Source organism: Ruegeria sp. BF7 (assembly GCF_056538605.1).
The window spans coordinates 360,002-375,527 of the sequence record NZ_JBQFTM010000003.1; the positions used below are offsets into that span (position 1 = coordinate 360,002).

The window sequence follows — 15,526 nt, forward strand, 5'->3', positions numbered from 1 at the left end:
TCCCTACTTACCCAGGCAGAAACTGGAGAATATCTCGTCAAGAAGGTCTTCAACCCCGATCCTGCCAACCAGTGTTTCCAAGGCACGGATCGCCGTGCGCAGTTCTTCAGCAGCGATATCATACAAGTCCGGGCCTGATTCCAGAACCGCCATCGCCGCAGCCAATGCTGACCGGGCATCAATCAGCGCAACGCGGTGCCGTTCACGGGTTGCAATACCATGTTTGGTAGACCGATTACCAAGAACGCACGATATATGGGAAATTAGCCGATCAATCCCCTGCCCCGTTTTTCCGGAGATTCCGCCATTATGATCTTTCCGAAGGTCAGATTTCGGCAACATCTGAATATCGCCGTCCAGCATTTGAACGCCAAGCTCTGAGGGGTCTTCGGTCAAAAACACCCGCAAATCAGCGGCGTCTGCGCGTTTGCGGGCCAACTCGATCCCAAGGTTTTCGACATGATCCTCGGTTTCGCGCAGCCCGGCCGTATCCAGCAGTGTCACCGGCAGGCCGGCCAAATCCATGCGAACCTCAATGACATCACGAGTTGTACCAGCATATTCCGAGGTGATTGCGGCCTCGCGCCCGGCCAGGGTATTCAGCAAGGTCGACTTGCCCGCGTTTGGCAGGCCAACAATCGCAACCTCAAAACCGGTCCGGATGCGTTCGGCAATTTTCACGCCCTCCGCTTCACGCTGCAGGTCCTGCATGACACCGGTCACCAACATACGCACTTCGGGTGTGACATCCGTCGGCACCTCTTCGTCGGCAAAATCAATGACGGCTTCCAACAACGAAGCCGCCCGGATCAAATCACGACGCCAGCGTTCAGCCAATCCGCCCAGCTCCCCGGCCAGAATGGTCTGCGCTTGTTTCCGTTGCGCCTCGGTTTCAGCGTCAATCAGGTCGGCAAGCCCTTCGACCTGGGTTAGGTCCATCTTGCCGTTTTCCAGCGCCCGGCGCGTGAACTCACCGGGTTCTGCCAATCGCAACCCGTCCGTATCCGACAGGCACCGCATCACGGCATTAACCGAGGCGGTGCTGCCGTGAATTTGCAGCTCGGCCACATCTTCACCGGTGAAACTGGTCGGCCCCTGAAAGGTCAGGACCAACCCATCGTCCAAACGCGAGCCATCAGCCGCATGCAAGGACCGAACCCGCATACCACGGAGTGGCAGCGGGCCGCCGGTCAGGCCAGCCGCAGCGGAATGCGCCAAAGGGCCTGAGAGGCGGATGACCGCCACCCCTGCTTTGCCTTGTGCGCTGGCCAAGGCGAATATCGTATCCATTCGAAGGCCTCGCGTCAGTTAAGACCTGTGTCAGGTGTTCATCGAATCGAAGAACTCACCATTCGTCTTCGTTTGCTTCAACTTCGACAACAGGAACTCGATTGCATCTGTGGTTCCCATCGGGTTGAGGATACGACGCAGAACGAAGGTCTTGGCCAGATCGCCCTTGTCGACCAGCAGGTCCTCCTTCCGGGTACCGGACTTGAGGATGTCGATCGCCGGGAACACGCGCTTGTCTGCGATCTTGCGATCCAGAACGATTTCCGAGTTACCGGTGCCTTTGAATTCTTCAAAGATAACCTCATCCATACGGCTGCCGGTATCGATTAGCGCGGTGGCGATGATGGTCAGCGAACCGCCCTCTTCGATGTTCCGCGCCGCACCAAAGAACCGCTTGGGCCGTTGCAGGGCGTTTGCATCCACACCACCGGTCAGAACTTTACCCGAGGACGGTACCACTGTGTTAAAGGCCCTACCAAGTCTTGTGATCGAATCGAGAAGAATAACAACATCTCGTTTATGTTCGACCAAACGCTTGGCTTTTTCGATCACCATCTCAGACACGGCCACGTGACGCGTTGCCGGCTCGTCGAAGGTCGAAGATACAACTTCACCCTTTACCGAACGCTGCATGTCGGTCACCTCTTCCGGGCGTTCGTCGATCAGAAGGACGATCAGGTAGCACTCCGGATGGTTCTGTTCGATCGAATGCGCGATGTTCTGCAGGATCACCGTCTTACCGGTCCGCGGCGGCGCCACGATCAGAGACCGCTGTCCTTTACCGATAGGCGAGACCAGATCGATCACCCGGGCCGACTTGTCCTTGATAGTGGGATCTTCGATCTCCATCTTCAGACGTTCGTCCGGATACAAAGGCGTCAAGTTGTCGAACAGGATCTTGTGCTTGGCTTTTTCAGGTTCTTCAAAGTTGATCTTGGTGACCTTGATCAGTGCAAAGTACCGCTCGTTCTCATCCGGTGCTTTGATATCGCCTTCGACCGTATCGCCGGTTCGCAGCGAGTGCTGGCGGATCATGTCGGGTGAGACATAGATGTCATCCGGACCCGGCAGGTAGTTCGCCTCGGGCGAGCGCAGGAAGCCGAACCCGTCCTGCAGGACCTCAAGGACACCGTCGCCGCCGACGGTCCAGCCTTCATCCGCGCGTTCGCGCAGGATCTGGAACATCATCTCGCCTTTTCGCATTGTCGAGGCGTTTTCGATTTCCAGCTCTTCGGCCATCGCCAGAAGGTCTTTGGGGCTTTTGGCCTTCAGGTCGGCCAGATTCAGGGCATCAGTTGTCATGATATATACCTTCACCGCTGACAGCGCGGCACGAAGTGGAATTTCAGTACGGAAGATACGCCGCCCGGACGGGCGAGTTGATCCCTACATAAGCGCGGCAGCCGTCGGAGTCAAACAGGCCCTCAGAACTTCAGAATGACCGCCAGAACGATGGCAACCATCAGAATGGTCGGAACCTCGTTCATCATGCGGTACTGCCGCCCAGTGAGCTTGTTTCGGCCCTCCACGAAGTCCTTGCGCCGCGCCATCAGCCAATGATGGAACCAGGTCATCCCAATCACCGCCGCGCCTTTGACCCAGGGCCAGGACCAGTCCCAGCCGACAATGCCCGGTGTCAAGACCATGATCAGCCCGCAGATCCACGCCACGTACATTGCAGGACGCATGATCACGCGCAGCAGCTTGTCTTCCATTTCAAAGAAAATGGTTTCAGCCCCATCGACTGCCTGTGCCTTTTCTACGTGATAGACGAACAGTCTTGGCAGATAGAACAGGCCTGCCATCCACGAGATCACGGCCATGATGTGTAAAGACTTCACCCACGGGTAAATCGTGAAAAGAAGATCGGTCATTCTGGCTCCGGGCGTTGCTCGGAACTCTCCCTATTAAAAAAATAAGAAAAGAAAAAGGATGATGGTTTTGTAGGGTGAACAAAATCCTTGGATTACTTTTTTAAACATGTGTTTTCCCCAGGTGGAAAATTATCCGGTACAGGGGAGTGATTCTGTGAGTTACAACAATAATCGTTTAATTACAGTCATATACCATGTATTTTCTGCAATCTGTCTGGGGATAAATCGCGGGGTATCTGTGGAGTTTCCGCTTATCCCCCCTGTTCGACTTATCCTTGTCCCGGATGGACTGCGTTCGAGCGACTCAGGGAAGTTTTGCGCGAAATTCCCGGGGTTGCGTGTCAATCGGAAAACCATACAAACCGTTCAAGAACGCTCTACGATTTGCACACGGGGTTGTCCACATGTCTGTCCCCATCATCCTGGCCTCGGGGTCATCCATTCGCGCGCAGTTGCTGGAAAACGCAGGCGTGCCGTTTTCTGTTCAGGTCGCGCGCGTGGACGAAGAGTCCATGAAACGCGCACTGCTGGCCGAAGGTGCCCCGCCCCGCGATATCGCCGACGCTCTGGCTGAGATGAAGGCGCGCAGGGTTAGTGACAAGACCACCGGGGAGATGGTTCTGGGCTGTGATCAGGTGCTGGATTTCGACGGGCAGTTGCTGTCGAAACCCGAAACGCCCGAGGATGCGCTGGCACAGCTCAAGGCAATGCGGGGCAAGCGGCACATGCTGTTGTCGGCTGCGGTGATCTATCAGGATGGCGAGCCGATCTGGCGCCACGTCGGCCAAGTACGCCTGCGGATGCGGATGAGCTCGGACGCTTATCTGCGCGACTATATAGAACGCAACTGGGACAGCATTCGCCACGCGGTCGGCGCTTATAAGCTGGAAGAGGAAGGCGTCCGCCTGTTCGCCACCATTGACGGCGACTATTTTAATGTCTTGGGTATGCCCCTGTTGGAACTGCTCAATTTTCTGGCCGCCAAAGGGGTGATCGATCAATGACGCATAACCGTATTCCGTTGGCCGGCGTGATCGGGCACCCGATTGCGCATTCCAAATCGCCGAAACTGCATGGCCACTGGCTAAAGAAATACGGACTGGATGGGCATTACGTCCCGATGGACGTAGCCCCCGAAGATTTTGAAACCGTTCTGCGGTCCCTGCCCAAGGCCGGGTTCGTCGGCACCAATGTGACGGTCCCCCATAAAGAGGCCGCGCTGCGCGTTGCCGATCACGTATCCGAGCGGGCCTCGGTCATCGGTGCGGCGAATACGCTGGTGTTTCACGAGGACGGCACGATCCACGCGGACAACACCGACGGCTACGGGTTCCTGGAGAACCTGCGCAGCGGCGCGCCGGATTGGACGCCCTCGGATGGCCCGGCCGTGGTGTTTGGCGCAGGCGGCGCGGCGCGGGCGGTGATACAGAGCCTGCTGGACGCGGGCGTGCCTCAGATCTTGCTGACCAATCGCACCCGCGCCCGAGCAGACCAGTTGCAGAAGGAATTCGGCGACCGCGTTACCGTGGTCGATTGGCTGCAGGCTGGGAATGTCATCGAAAATGCGGAGCTGGTGGTCAACACGACCTCATTGGGTATGCAGGGGCAGCCCGAGTTGCGGGTGCCGCTGGATGGACTGCAACCCGGTGCCGTTGTGACCGATCTGGTCTACGCCCCGCTGAAAACCCATCTGCTGCAAGTGGCAGAAGAGGCCGGCTGTACCACTGTGGACGGGTTGGGCATGCTGCTGCATCAGGCGGTTCCCGGGTTCGAACGCTGGTTCGGTACCCGCCCCGAGGTGACAGATGACCTGCGCGCGGCGGTTTTGGGATGAGTTTCGCGCTTGGCCTGACGGGCTCGATCGGAATGGGCAAAAGCACGACGGCGCAGATGTTCGTCGCCGAAGGCTGCGCGCTGTGGGATGCAGATGCGGCCGTACATAGACTCTATACAAGGGGCGGAGCCGCTGTTGAGCCCATGCGGGCGGCCTTTCCCGGTGCCATTGTCGAGGAAGCGGTCAGCCGAGAGGCGCTGAAACAGATCATCGCGCGGGACTCGTCTGCGCTGAAACAGATCGAAGCCATCGTGCATCCGTTGGTGGCCGCTGATCGCGCTGCTTTCCGGGAACAGACCAAGGCCGATATTCTGGTGTTCGACATTCCGCTGCTGTTCGAAACAGGCGGAGATGTGGCGATGAATGCGGTTGCCTGTGTCTCGATTCCGGCCGACGAGCAAAAGCGCCGGGTGATGGAGCGTGGCACCATGACCGAGGCGCAGTTCGAGCAGATCCGCGCCAAGCAGATGCCGAATGAGGAAAAATGCGCGCGGTCGGATTTTGTGATCGTGACGGATACGCTGGACCACGCCCGCGCGCAGGTGCAGGATGTAATCAGGCAGATACGGGCGGGGCTGGCAGATGCGTGAGATTGTACTTGATACCGAAACCACAGGGTTCGACCCCGAAAGCGGCGACCGGATTGTCGAGATCGGTGCGGTCGAGTTGTGGAACCACGTGGCCACGGGCGAGACCTATCACGTCTACATCAACCCCGAACGGTCGATGCCTGAAGAGGCCTTTGGCGTACATGGGATCGGGCCGGACCTGCTGGAAAGCCCACGCCCGCCAGAAAAGGGTGAGGTCACGCTGAAGGACAAGCCGGTCTTTGCCAGGGTGGGTCAGGGTTTTCTTGATTTTATCCAGGATTCCAAGCTGGTGATCCACAACGCATCCTTCGATATGAAATTCCTGAACGCGGAACTCAGATGGATGGGGTTGCCGCAGATTCCGATGGATCAGGCGCTGGATACGCTGGCTATTGCGCGCAAACGCTTTCCGGGCTCGCCGGCCTCGCTGGATGCATTGTGCCGGCGGTTCAACATCGACAATACAAACCGCGTGCTGCACGGAGCATTGCTCGACTCGGAGATTCTAGCCGAGGTCTATCTTGAACTGATCGGGGGACGGCAGCCGGATTTCGGTCTTTCTACCTCGGCGTCTTCGGGCGCAGGTGGACAGGACGACTGGCGTCCAATGGCGCGCCCGACCCCTTTGGCGTCAAAAATAACCGACGAAGAACGTGTGGCGCACGAGGCATTTGTGGAGAAGCTGGGCGGAAACGCCCTGTGGACCCGCGCCTGAGACACATCCCGGCGCGGGTCAGGCCAATCAGGCTTCGGTTTTCTGAGCTTCGGCCTGGCGGCGCATCAATTCATTGCGATACAGCGTGACGAAATCGATAGTGTCCAGGTTCACCGGCGGATAGCCACCGTCGCGGGTGATGTCGCTTACGATGCGGCGCAGGAACGGGAACAGCATCCGCGGGCATTCGATCATCAGGAAGGGATGCAGCTGATCATCGGCCACACCTTCGATGTGGAACAGGCCGCAATAGTCGATCTCGCACAGGAACAGAACGTCCTCCATGCCCTTGGCTTTCGACTTGAGGTTCAGCTTGATTGCCACTTCGTACTGATGCTCGACCGAACGCTTTTTCGCGTCCAGGTTCACCTGAACCGCGATCTCGGGCTGAACGTCACCGGACACGCCTTTTTGCGCCATCACGTTCTCAAAGGACATATCGCGAATGAATTGTCCCAGAACGCGCATCTGGATTTGCGGGGCGGCCTGTGCCGCGTTGTTTTCTGCAGGGCTTTCGTCAGCCATGGATCTACTCCGAAAATGAATTTCGCCACTGCTTAGCAAGTTGGGCGCGGCACCTCAATGCTGGTGCGGCCCTTCGACCCATTTGGACGGCTTAGATGGGTCCTGACGTGGCCGGACCTCGGTAAATTCGCCATCGATCACGTCATCCTGATCAAATGGCTGTGGACCGGACCGAAACTGTGCACCGGTGCCCATCTGGAACTGGGTGATTTGCACTTTCGACTTGAGATAGCGGAAAACGGCCACCCGAACGCTGGGGATCAGCAGCGCAAACCCGACCGCATCGGTGAAAAACCCTGGCGTCAGCAGCAAAACGCCCGACAGCAGGATCATTGCACCATGGGCCAAAGGTTCGGTCGGGTCGTCCAGTTCGGCAAAGGATCGCTGCAGATTGGCCAGTGCCATGCGACCTTGTGTCCTGACCAAGGCGGTGCCCAGAACGGCCGTCAGAACCACGATCGCAAGCGTTGGCCACAGGCCGATCAGACCGCCAACCTGAATGAACAGGGCGATCTCGATGATCGGGACCAATAAAAATGCCAAGAACAGATACATTTGCGTTATCCTTTACCAGAGGTCGGGCAGTGGACTTGCCACGAACTGTCACCTACATAGTGGCATGAGGCCGTGTATACAAAGTCGCGGTCTGAAAAGAGGATGAAATGAACGAACCGATGATCCAGTTGCTGGTCCTGGCCGGAATTGCCGTTTTCCTGATCCTGCGTCTGAAAAGCGTGCTGGGCACGCGTGAAGGTTTTGAAAAACCTCCCGTTCAGCAGCAGCCCGATACACAGAACGCCCGTCGCGGGTTCGAGGTGATCGAAGGTGGCCCGGATCACGACATCACTGACCATGTTGCCGAAGACAGCGAGCAGGCACAAACCCTGACTGCGATGAAGCGGATTGAGCCCAGCTTCTCGGTCAGTGAATTTGTGCAGGGCGCGCGCGGCGCTTATGAAATGATCGTTATGGGGTTCGAAAAAGGAAACCTGGACGAAATCCAGCCTTTCCTGTCCGAAGAGGTGTTTGACACCTTCGTTTCCGTCGTTGCAGCCCGCGAAGATCAGGGGCTGACCATCGAAGCCGAATTCATTGGCGTCCGTGAAACCACGCTGGCTGATGCGAGGTTCGACAAGGATACCAATCAGGCCGAGATCACCATGAAATTCGTAGGTGAACTGACCTCGGTCGTGCGGGATCGCGGCGGTGATATCATTGAAGGCAACCCGAACACCGTCAAACGCCAAAAGGACAGCTGGACCTTTGCCCGTGTCATGGGCTCGGACGATCCGAACTGGCTGCTTGTCGCCACGGACGCATGATTGCTGCACTCCGGTCGCTCTTACTGGTGGGCGTGATGACCACCGCAAGCGCCGCCGGAGCCGAGGCGATGCGCTCGATCCTGTCGTTTGACGATCTTGAAGGCTGGGCCGCTGATGACCACGGGGCGGCCCTTTCTGTTTTTCTGAACACATGTGGCGATCTGGATGACCCGGACTGGCGCGCGTTGTGTGGCGTGGCGAAGACCTATGAGGCCGACGCCGCGCGGTCGTTCTTTGAGCTGTTCTTCCGCCCGGTTTTGGTCGAAGACGGCAATGATGCGCTGTTCACCGGGTATTTTGAACCCGAATTGGACGGGTCCCGCAGTCGGACAGATCGATTTAAATACCCGGTCTATAAGATGCCGCCTGAGGCGCGGGCCGAAGGACCTTGGCTCAGCCGCCGGGAAATCCTGACCGGCGATGCAATGACCGGCCGGGGGCTTGAGATTGCCTGGGTCGATGACCCGGTCGAGCTCTTCTTTTTGCAGATTCAGGGCTCGGGCCGTATTCGCTTGGCCGACGGCGGGGCCTTGCGGGTGGGGTATGGCGGTGCCAACGGGCACCCCTATCGTTCCGTCGGAGTTGAACTGATCCGGCAGGGCGCATTGGGGGCACATCAGGTCAGTGCCCAGATGATCAAGGCCTGGGTGCGCAAAAACCCCGAGGCCGGGGCGGAATTGCTTTTTCACAACCCCTCTTACGTGTTTTTTCGCGAGGTGACCCGTGTTGCGCCTGAATTTGGGCCGCTGGGTGCGATGAACCGATCCGTCACCACCATGCGCAGCATCGCCGCCGATCCGGCCTATACGCCGCTGGGGTCTCCGGTCTGGGTGGAAAAGGACGGGAAAGAGCCCATGCGCCGACTGATGATCGCGCAAGACACAGGTGCGGCCATCAAGGGGGCGCAGCGGGCGGATATCTTCTATGGCACCGGGGATGAGGCCGGACAGGCCGCCGGACGTTTGAAGGATCCGGGTCGGATGGTCCTGCTGCTGCCGATCCAGCGTGCCTATGCCCTGATCCCGGATGAGTTCTGATGCCCCGCCGCAAATTGACCTCTGAAGAGATCGAGCTGTGGCGCAAGGTCACCAAACAGGCCGAACGCCTGCACCCCGAGCTGCCGCAATCGGTGCATCCGACCTCTCTGCCCAAGCCCAAACCGACCAAAGCGCCGAAATTCCGGCTGGAGGGGTTTGAGGTCGGCCAGAATGCGCAGGTAAAGCCGGTGCGGAATGCGTTGAAACCCTCGGTCACTGACAACCTGCGGGCCAGCCCGGTGCAGATGGACATCAAGGCCTATGGGCGGATGAAACGCGGCAAGCTCAAGCCCGAAGGAAAGCTGGACCTGCACGGGATGCGGGTTGACACCGCGCATCCGGCGCTGATCCGGTTTGTCCTGACATCGCAGGCGCAGGGCAAGCGGCTGGTTCTGGTGGTGACCGGCAAGGGCAAGGATCGGGATGAACCCGGGCCTATTCCCACCCCGCGCGGTGTGTTGCGCAATCAGGTGCCGCACTGGCTGTCGATCCCGCCTCTGGCGCAATCAGTACTGCAGGTGACGCCCGCGCATATCAGCCATGGTGGCGACGGGGCCTATTACGTCTATCTGCGGCGCACTCGCTAGAACTCGGCCCGGGCCCGGCGGATACCGGTCCAGGCCAACGCGCAGACCAGAACAAAGAAAACGGCAATCCACAGGAACTGAGCGCCCAGCGATACGCCCCGGTCGATCAGCACCCCGGTCAGCGCCGGGCCGATGGCTGATCCCAACACCATAACCGCCGTTGCCAGCGCCTTGATCGCGCCTATGTGCCGTGTGCCGTAGAACTCGGCCCAAAAGGCGCTGGGCAAGGTGTTGTTCGCGCCGACGGTCAGGGCCAGAAAGATTAGCCCGATCAGTGCACCGCTGATTGTGTCGACTGCCGAGAGGATGGCAAAGCCGACAGCCATGGGCAGCTGGTAAAACGGCATGATCCGTGCGGTGCCCCATTTATCCAGCGCCCAGCCCGCCGCAAACATCGACAGGATCGAAACGCCGGTGAATACCGGGAACAAAGCGACCAGTTGGATATGCGGCCAGTCCTTGACCGCGGCCAGATGGACCTGATGAAAGAAGAAGGCCGTGATGAAGGCCGATGGCCCCAGGATCGCGGGTGCCATGAACCAGAACAGCGGATGGAGCAGCGCCGCGCGCCGGGTCCAGTGCCGATCCTGCATTCCGGTGGCGGTCTGATCGCCGGAGAGGCTCTGCGGGGTGCGTTCCTGCCGCAGCAAACCAATCAGAACCGGGATGCTCAGGATCGCCACCCCCGCGGCAATCACCCACAACCAGCGCCAGTCCAGAAAAGCCATCGCGGCCACAAAGATCAGTGGCAGCAGGGATTCCCCGATCGCGTAACCCAATGAGGCGATGGACAGCGCCTTGCCCCGGGTCGCGGTGAACCAACGCGCCATGGCGACCTGCGCCAGATGAATGCTCATCCCCTGACCGAAAAGGCGCAGCAGAAAGATCACGATCGGCAGCAGCAACAATGCGCTGTTTGTCGCCATCGCCAACGCCGCAAGCGCCAAACCGGCCAAAACCACCGGCCCTAAGATCCGGACGCGGAAGATGTCGGTCAGCCCCCCTGCCCAGATCATAACGATGGCCGACACGGTGGTGCCTAGCGAATAGATCGCCCCCCATGAACCATGGCTCAGGCCGAATTCAGCACGGATCTGCCCCGAGAAGATCGAGATGAAGAAGGTCTGCCCAAAGCTGGACAAAAAGGTCAGAAGGACACCCGCGCTCAGCCAGTTCGCATTTTCGATCAGATACCGACGCAGGCTGAACGTCACGGAGTGGTCACCTCGGCCTCGCCGGTTTCCGTCAGGACGATCTCGGTCGCACCATCGGGGTTGCGTTGGTTGCGCGGTACCAGAACGTCGATTCCGGGTCGCTCATCGGGTCCGAAGGTATTGCTGACCCGTCGGACCGAGCTGAGGATCGCTAACAGTGCGGGAGAGGTCGCTGCCACGAAATGTGAAGATTGTGCATCACTGTTGAAGGCCGTGGTGTCGATCACGTTGATCGGAAACTCGGCCAGTTCGCCGATTGAGCTGATATTGCCCAACCTTTCCCCTTCCGCAGTTCCACGCAGGCGGGCCGAGATGTTCAGGATTTTGTCTTTCTGCGACACCATAACAATAAAGGGGTCGGGCGGCGTGTCGATCCGCTCCATCTGCGAGCGGAACAGGTCCACGTCCAGGTCAGGCGAGATCAAAATGACCCCTTCGAGGTTCCTGTTGGCCCAGCCGGGTTCCTGCATTTCGGTTTGCCGCATCATTTCCATCGACAGTGCGCTGCCCATCGAATGCGCCACCAGAACGACACGCTTGACGCCCATGGATTTCAGTTCGCGGATGGTCTGCTCTAACCCGTCGCGGGCGAACAGCATACTGTCCAGATCGTAGGCATAACCGTACCCTGTCGCGCGGCTGGGCCAGGAATAGACTAGGATTGAACCGGGCAAACCGATGTCATGAGTCAGCTGCGCCGCACGGAAGATGGTTTCCGTCTGGGTCGAGTTATAGCCGTGCACAAAGATCGTGACGTCGTCCTGGCCACGCAGGTGCTCTCGTAAACCCTGAGGACCGTCCAATTCTGTTATGTCGGCCAGAACGAATTCTTTCTGCGGGTTCGGATTCGCGTAGGAAAACTTAAGCGTTCCAGGCGTGTGGTTTGGCGGGATCGAAACCTTGGTTTCCAGAAACTGTAAAGTTTCACCGCGACGGAAGCCGTAAGACCCGTCCGGCTCGCGGGCGCGCGTTGTGCTGGCAAACACGGTTTGAGGCGTGCCAACGGTCAGGGCCGAGGGCACGGTCTCCGTAATCGTCCGGTCGACGCAGGCGGTCAAAGACACGGAGGCAATCAGAACAATAAAATAGCGCAGCACGGAAAACCCTCAGAGCATTTTGCGCTAAGCTATCGATTTCTGATCCCACGTCCAGCGACATGGGGCAAGGGGAACGGCAAAAACCAGCTGGCCGTGTTACAGAACGTAACGGCTGAGGTCGGTGGACTTGGTCAGCTCACCCAGATTGTCGTCCACGAACTGCGCGTTCACTGTGATCTCGGCGCCAGCCTGATCGGGGGCGGTAAAGGACAGCTCCTCGAACACCCGCTCCATCACCGTGTAAAGCCGCCGCGCGCCGATGTTCTCGATGGTCTGGTTCACATTCGCGGCGATGCGGGCCAGTGCCGCGATGCCGTCTTCGGTAAAGCTGACGATGACTTCTTCGGTACGCATCAAAGCGGTGTACTGGAGGGTCAGGGCGTTGTCGGTCTCAGTCAGGATGCGCACGAAGTCCTCTTCGGTCAGCGCGCGCAGTTCCACGCGGATTGGCAGCCGACCCTGTAGTTCCGGCAGCAGGTCCGAGGGTTTGGCGATGTGGAACGCCCCAGATGCAATGAACAGGATATGGTCGGTTTTCACCGGCCCGTGTTTGGTGGATACGGTGGTGCCCTCGATCAGAGGCAACAGATCGCGCTGAACGCCCTCGCGGCTGACATCGCCGCCGCGCGCGTCGGACCGGGCGCAGACCTTGTCGATCTCGTCCAGAAACACGATGCCGTTCTGTTCGACCGACTCCAACGCCACACGGTTGACGGTTTCGTCATCCAGCAGCTTGTCGGCCTCTTCCCCGATCAGGGCGTCATAGCTTTCGGCGACGGTCATGCGCTTCTTGACGGTACGCCCACCAAAGGCTTTGCCAAAGATATCGCCCAGATTCATCATGCCCATCTGGCTGCCGGGCTGGCCGGGCACGTCAAACATCGGCATAGGGTTTGAGGTGTCGGACAGCTCCAGCTCAATCACCGTGTCGTCCAGCTCACCGGCTTTCAGTTTTTTGCGGAACATCTCGCGGGTGCCCTCGCGGGCGTCTTCACCGGCGATGGCCGCGATCACGCGGTCTTCTGCCGCCTGATAGGCCTTGGCCTTCACGTCCTCGCGCATGTATTCTCGGGTCTGGATGATGGCGGCATCGGCCAGATCACGGACGATCTGTTCCACGTCACGGCCAACATATCCGACCTCGGTGAATTTGGTGGCCTCGACCTTTATAAACGGCGCGCGGGCCAGTTTGGCCAGACGGCGGCTGATCTCGGTTTTACCTACACCAGTGGGGCCGATCATCAGGATGTTCTTGGGATAAACCTCATCTCGGATGTCGTCGTCCAGCTGCTTGCGCCGCCAGCGATTGCGCAGGGCCACGGCCACGGCACGCTTGGCATCCTTCTGACCGATAATGAAACGGTCCAGTTCCGAGACAATCTCGCGCGGGGTGAGGTCGGTCAAAGCGCATCCTTTCGGTCGGCATAGCAAAACTTGGGCTTAGGTAATCACCGCTGAGGCGAAAACAACCAAGCCTTTTTCATTGGCAGCGTTGGTTAGCAATGCCCTACCCGGTTTGCAAATGCTTTCCATAGGTGAAACGCGGGCGTTCTGTTACATTGTTTTCAAGGCGTTGAACGTCAGGAGCGCGGACATGACGAAAATTGCCAAGATCACCTTGCTGTTTGTGGTGTTTGTCGACCTGATCGGACAGGGGCTTGTCTTTCCGATCATCAACTCGCTGATCATGGAGACGAAATCCGGTTTCCTGCCTGACAACACGCCGGATGGCCGACGCCATTTCTATTACGGGCTGGTGATTGGGTGTTTCTTTCTGTCGTGGTTTCTGGGAGTGGTCTATGTCTCTAAGGTTTCGGATTCCATCGGGCGCAAGAACGCGCTTTTGGTCTGCTTGTGTGGAGCGCTGGCGGGTTATGCCATCACCATCGCTTCGCTCTATATGGACAGTTTGCTTCTGTTGATCCTTGGGCGGTCGATCACCGGGTTCACGGCCGGAAACCAGCCCATCGCGCAGGCGGCGATGATTGATGGCAGCACCGATGCTGCCGATCGAGACCGAAACATGGGCTATATCGTGACCGGTGTCAGTTTTGGCCTTGTTGGCGGCCCGATCATTGGCGCTGTTTTGTCGGACTCGGCTCTGTTGGGTAGTATTGCCACGCTGAAAACCCCTTTCTACGGTGCATTTATTCTGGTGCTGATTGCCATCTTCCTTGTTCTGACATTCTTCAAAGACACGCGCACAGAACGCACGGCCTTCGTGTTCCGCCCCCGCGACATCACCGACAGCCTGATCGCGGTGCGCGGTCATCCGATGGTCCTGAAAATCCTGCCCGTCTATTCATTCTTCATGATCGCCAACGTGACCTTTTACGTGTTTGTCGACAATTTCCTGACCAGCCGCTTTGGCTATGGCGTGATTGGCGGCAGCGTGGCGATGGTGGTGATCGGCTTTGCGCTGGCCTTTTCCAGTACCTTCCTGGTGAAACCGGCGCAGGAGAAGTTCAGCAAGCACCAGATCGTCTACACCTCGCTGATCGTCATGGTGATCTGCGGCTTTGCCTTCGCCTTCAGCCCCAGCGGCGTACTGAGCTATGTGCCGGTCTTCTTCTTCTATTTCTTCTTCGGCGTTTCTTACCCAACCCTGCTGGGCTTGTTCTCGTCCAGCGTCAGTGAGACGGATCAGGGCTGGGTTATGGGTGTGACAACGGCGGTCTTCTGTCTGGCCGGAGGGGTCATGTCCCTGATCGGCGGCGGGTTGATGAGCATCGATATCCGCGTGCCCTACTACATAGTGATCATCGCCGCGATCATTGGCCTGATCGGGATGCATCGCCGCTGGAAAGGGAAAGAGATCAAGGCGCTTTTAGCCTGAAATAGTCTCGACCGTCAGATTGCCGTTGGTATAGACGCAGATATCTGCGGCGATCGCCATCGCCTCACGCGCGACCAGTTCGGCCGGTTTGTCACCGTCCATCATCGCACGGGCTGCGGCCAGAGCGAAATTGCCGCCCGACCCGATGGCCGCGACGTTGTGTTCCGGCTCCAACACGTCCCCTGCCCCGGTGATCACCAGCAGATCCTTGCCATCGGTGACGATCAGCATCGCCTCGAGCTTTTGCAGGTATTTGTCGGTGCGCCAGTCTTTGGCCAGCTCGACCGAGGCGCGGGCCAGTTGGCCGGGCGTGGCCTCAAGCTTGGCTTCCAGCCGTTCCAGCAGAGTGAACGCATCGGCGGTCGATCCGGCAAACCCGGCGACGACTTCGAACCCGCCCGGCGACAGGCGACGTACCTTGCGGGCGGTACCCTTGATCACGGTCTGGCCCAGGCTGACCTGTCCGTCGCCGGCAATCACCACCTGTCCGCCCTTTTTGACGCCAATGATCGTTGTGCCATGCCAACCGGGAAAATCGCTGTCTGCCATCAGGGCCTCCGTTCTTCGCTGGCATCCTATATGGGCCGGACCCGTCCGTAGCGCAA

The 15,526-nt window shown here is 58.7% G+C and carries 17 protein-coding genes; 8 read left to right on the forward strand and 9 right to left on the reverse strand.

The window, feature by feature from the left end; genetic code table 11:
* Positions 1-3: 3 nt before the first annotated feature.
* The 3 genes from mnmE to ACR0IK_RS10325 all read right to left on the reverse strand — a co-directional run bounded on the left by mnmE (position 4) and on the right by ACR0IK_RS10325 (position 3,164).
* Entirely contained in the window at positions 4-1,290 is a 1,287-nt protein-coding gene (mnmE, locus tag ACR0IK_RS10315) for a tRNA uridine-5-carboxymethylaminomethyl(34) synthesis GTPase MnmE (protein WP_480641409.1), read from the reverse strand.
* Between the two features lie 30 nt (positions 1,291-1,320).
* Complete coding sequence (gene rho / locus ACR0IK_RS10320; protein ID WP_480591973.1) at positions 1,321-2,592, reverse strand: transcription termination factor Rho; 1,272 nt, start codon at positions 2,590-2,592, stop codon at positions 1,321-1,323.
* Between the two features lie 122 nt (positions 2,593-2,714).
* On the reverse strand, positions 2,715-3,164 hold the full coding sequence (locus tag ACR0IK_RS10325) for a CopD family protein (protein ID WP_480591975.1): 450 nt from the start codon (positions 3,162-3,164) through the stop codon (positions 2,715-2,717).
* 404 nt (positions 3,165-3,568) lie between these two features.
* Here ACR0IK_RS10325 and ACR0IK_RS10330 point away from each other — a divergent pair, with 404 nt between their 5' ends.
* Genes ACR0IK_RS10330 through dnaQ form a run of 4 tightly spaced genes read left to right on the forward strand, consistent with a single transcriptional unit; the run spans position 3,569 to position 6,303 of the window.
* Positions 3,569-4,168 carry a Maf family protein gene (locus tag ACR0IK_RS10330; RefSeq protein WP_480641410.1) on the forward strand — a complete coding sequence of 200 codons (600 nt, stop codon included), beginning with the start codon at positions 3,569-3,571 and terminating at the stop codon, positions 4,166-4,168.
* Positions 4,165-4,998 (forward strand): shikimate dehydrogenase, encoded by an 834-nt coding sequence (locus ACR0IK_RS10335; protein WP_480641411.1) that lies wholly within the window; start codon positions 4,165-4,167, stop codon positions 4,996-4,998. Before ACR0IK_RS10330 ends, ACR0IK_RS10335 begins: the two co-directional genes overlap by 4 nt.
* Complete coding sequence (coaE, locus tag ACR0IK_RS10340; RefSeq protein WP_480591980.1) at positions 4,995-5,588, forward strand: dephospho-CoA kinase; 594 nt, start codon at positions 4,995-4,997, stop codon at positions 5,586-5,588. The genes ACR0IK_RS10335 and coaE overlap by 4 nt, the downstream gene beginning before the upstream one ends.
* A complete protein-coding gene (gene dnaQ / locus ACR0IK_RS10345; RefSeq protein WP_480641412.1) occupies positions 5,581-6,303 on the forward strand; it encodes a DNA polymerase III subunit epsilon in 723 nt (240 codons plus the stop codon). The genes coaE and dnaQ overlap by 8 nt, the downstream gene beginning before the upstream one ends.
* A 27-nt stretch (positions 6,304-6,330) precedes the next feature.
* On the opposite strand, the gene secB is transcribed toward dnaQ, so the two are convergent.
* Together secB and ACR0IK_RS10355 are read right to left on the reverse strand one after the other, a co-directional pair.
* Positions 6,331-6,828 carry a protein-export chaperone SecB gene (secB, locus tag ACR0IK_RS10350; protein ID WP_480641413.1) on the reverse strand — a complete coding sequence of 166 codons (498 nt, stop codon included), beginning with the start codon at positions 6,826-6,828 and terminating at the stop codon, positions 6,331-6,333.
* A gap of 54 nt (positions 6,829-6,882) precedes the next feature.
* On the reverse strand, positions 6,883-7,383 hold the full coding sequence (locus ACR0IK_RS10355) for an FxsA family protein (protein WP_480641414.1): 501 nt from the start codon (positions 7,381-7,383) through the stop codon (positions 6,883-6,885).
* Between the two features lie 107 nt (positions 7,384-7,490).
* On the opposite strand from ACR0IK_RS10355, the gene ACR0IK_RS10360 reads away from it, so the two are divergent.
* Genes ACR0IK_RS10360 through ACR0IK_RS10370 form a run of 3 tightly spaced genes read left to right on the forward strand, consistent with a single transcriptional unit; the run spans position 7,491 to position 9,774 of the window.
* The gene (locus ACR0IK_RS10360) at positions 7,491-8,150 is read left to right on the forward strand and encodes a Tim44/TimA family putative adaptor protein (RefSeq protein ID WP_480641415.1); all 660 of its coding nucleotides are present in this window, start codon (positions 7,491-7,493) and stop codon (positions 8,148-8,150) included.
* The gene (mltA, locus tag ACR0IK_RS10365) at positions 8,147-9,187 is read left to right on the forward strand and encodes a murein transglycosylase A (protein WP_480641416.1); all 1,041 of its coding nucleotides are present in this window, start codon (positions 8,147-8,149) and stop codon (positions 9,185-9,187) included. The genes ACR0IK_RS10360 and mltA overlap by 4 nt, the downstream gene beginning before the upstream one ends.
* A complete protein-coding gene (locus ACR0IK_RS10370) occupies positions 9,187-9,774 on the forward strand; it encodes a Smr/MutS family protein (RefSeq protein WP_480641417.1) in 588 nt (195 codons plus the stop codon). The genes mltA and ACR0IK_RS10370 overlap by 1 nt, the downstream gene beginning before the upstream one ends.
* Here ACR0IK_RS10370 and ACR0IK_RS10375 read toward each other — a convergent pair.
* From ACR0IK_RS10375 to hslU, 3 genes are all read right to left on the reverse strand, one after another.
* Positions 9,771-10,988, reverse strand: coding sequence for an MFS transporter (locus tag ACR0IK_RS10375; protein WP_480641418.1), 1,218 nt, complete (start codon positions 10,986-10,988; stop codon positions 9,771-9,773). The genes ACR0IK_RS10370 and ACR0IK_RS10375 overlap by 4 nt on opposite strands.
* Positions 10,985-12,085 carry an alpha/beta hydrolase gene (locus tag ACR0IK_RS10380; RefSeq protein ID WP_480641419.1) on the reverse strand — a complete coding sequence of 367 codons (1,101 nt, stop codon included), beginning with the start codon at positions 12,083-12,085 and terminating at the stop codon, positions 10,985-10,987. The genes ACR0IK_RS10375 and ACR0IK_RS10380 overlap by 4 nt, the downstream gene beginning before the upstream one ends.
* A gap of 96 nt (positions 12,086-12,181) precedes the next feature.
* The gene (gene hslU / locus ACR0IK_RS10385; protein WP_480641420.1) at positions 12,182-13,489 is read right to left on the reverse strand and encodes an ATP-dependent protease ATPase subunit HslU; all 1,308 of its coding nucleotides are present in this window, start codon (positions 13,487-13,489) and stop codon (positions 12,182-12,184) included.
* Between the two features lie 190 nt (positions 13,490-13,679).
* Between hslU and ACR0IK_RS10390 the strand changes: the two genes are divergently transcribed.
* A complete protein-coding gene (locus tag ACR0IK_RS10390) occupies positions 13,680-14,921 on the forward strand; it encodes an MFS transporter (RefSeq protein WP_480641421.1) in 1,242 nt (413 codons plus the stop codon).
* On the opposite strand, the gene hslV is transcribed toward ACR0IK_RS10390, so the two are convergent.
* Positions 14,913-15,470, reverse strand: coding sequence for an ATP-dependent protease subunit HslV (gene hslV, locus ACR0IK_RS10395; protein WP_480641422.1), 558 nt, complete (start codon positions 15,468-15,470; stop codon positions 14,913-14,915). The genes ACR0IK_RS10390 and hslV overlap by 9 nt on opposite strands.
* Positions 15,471-15,526 lie beyond the last annotated feature (56 nt).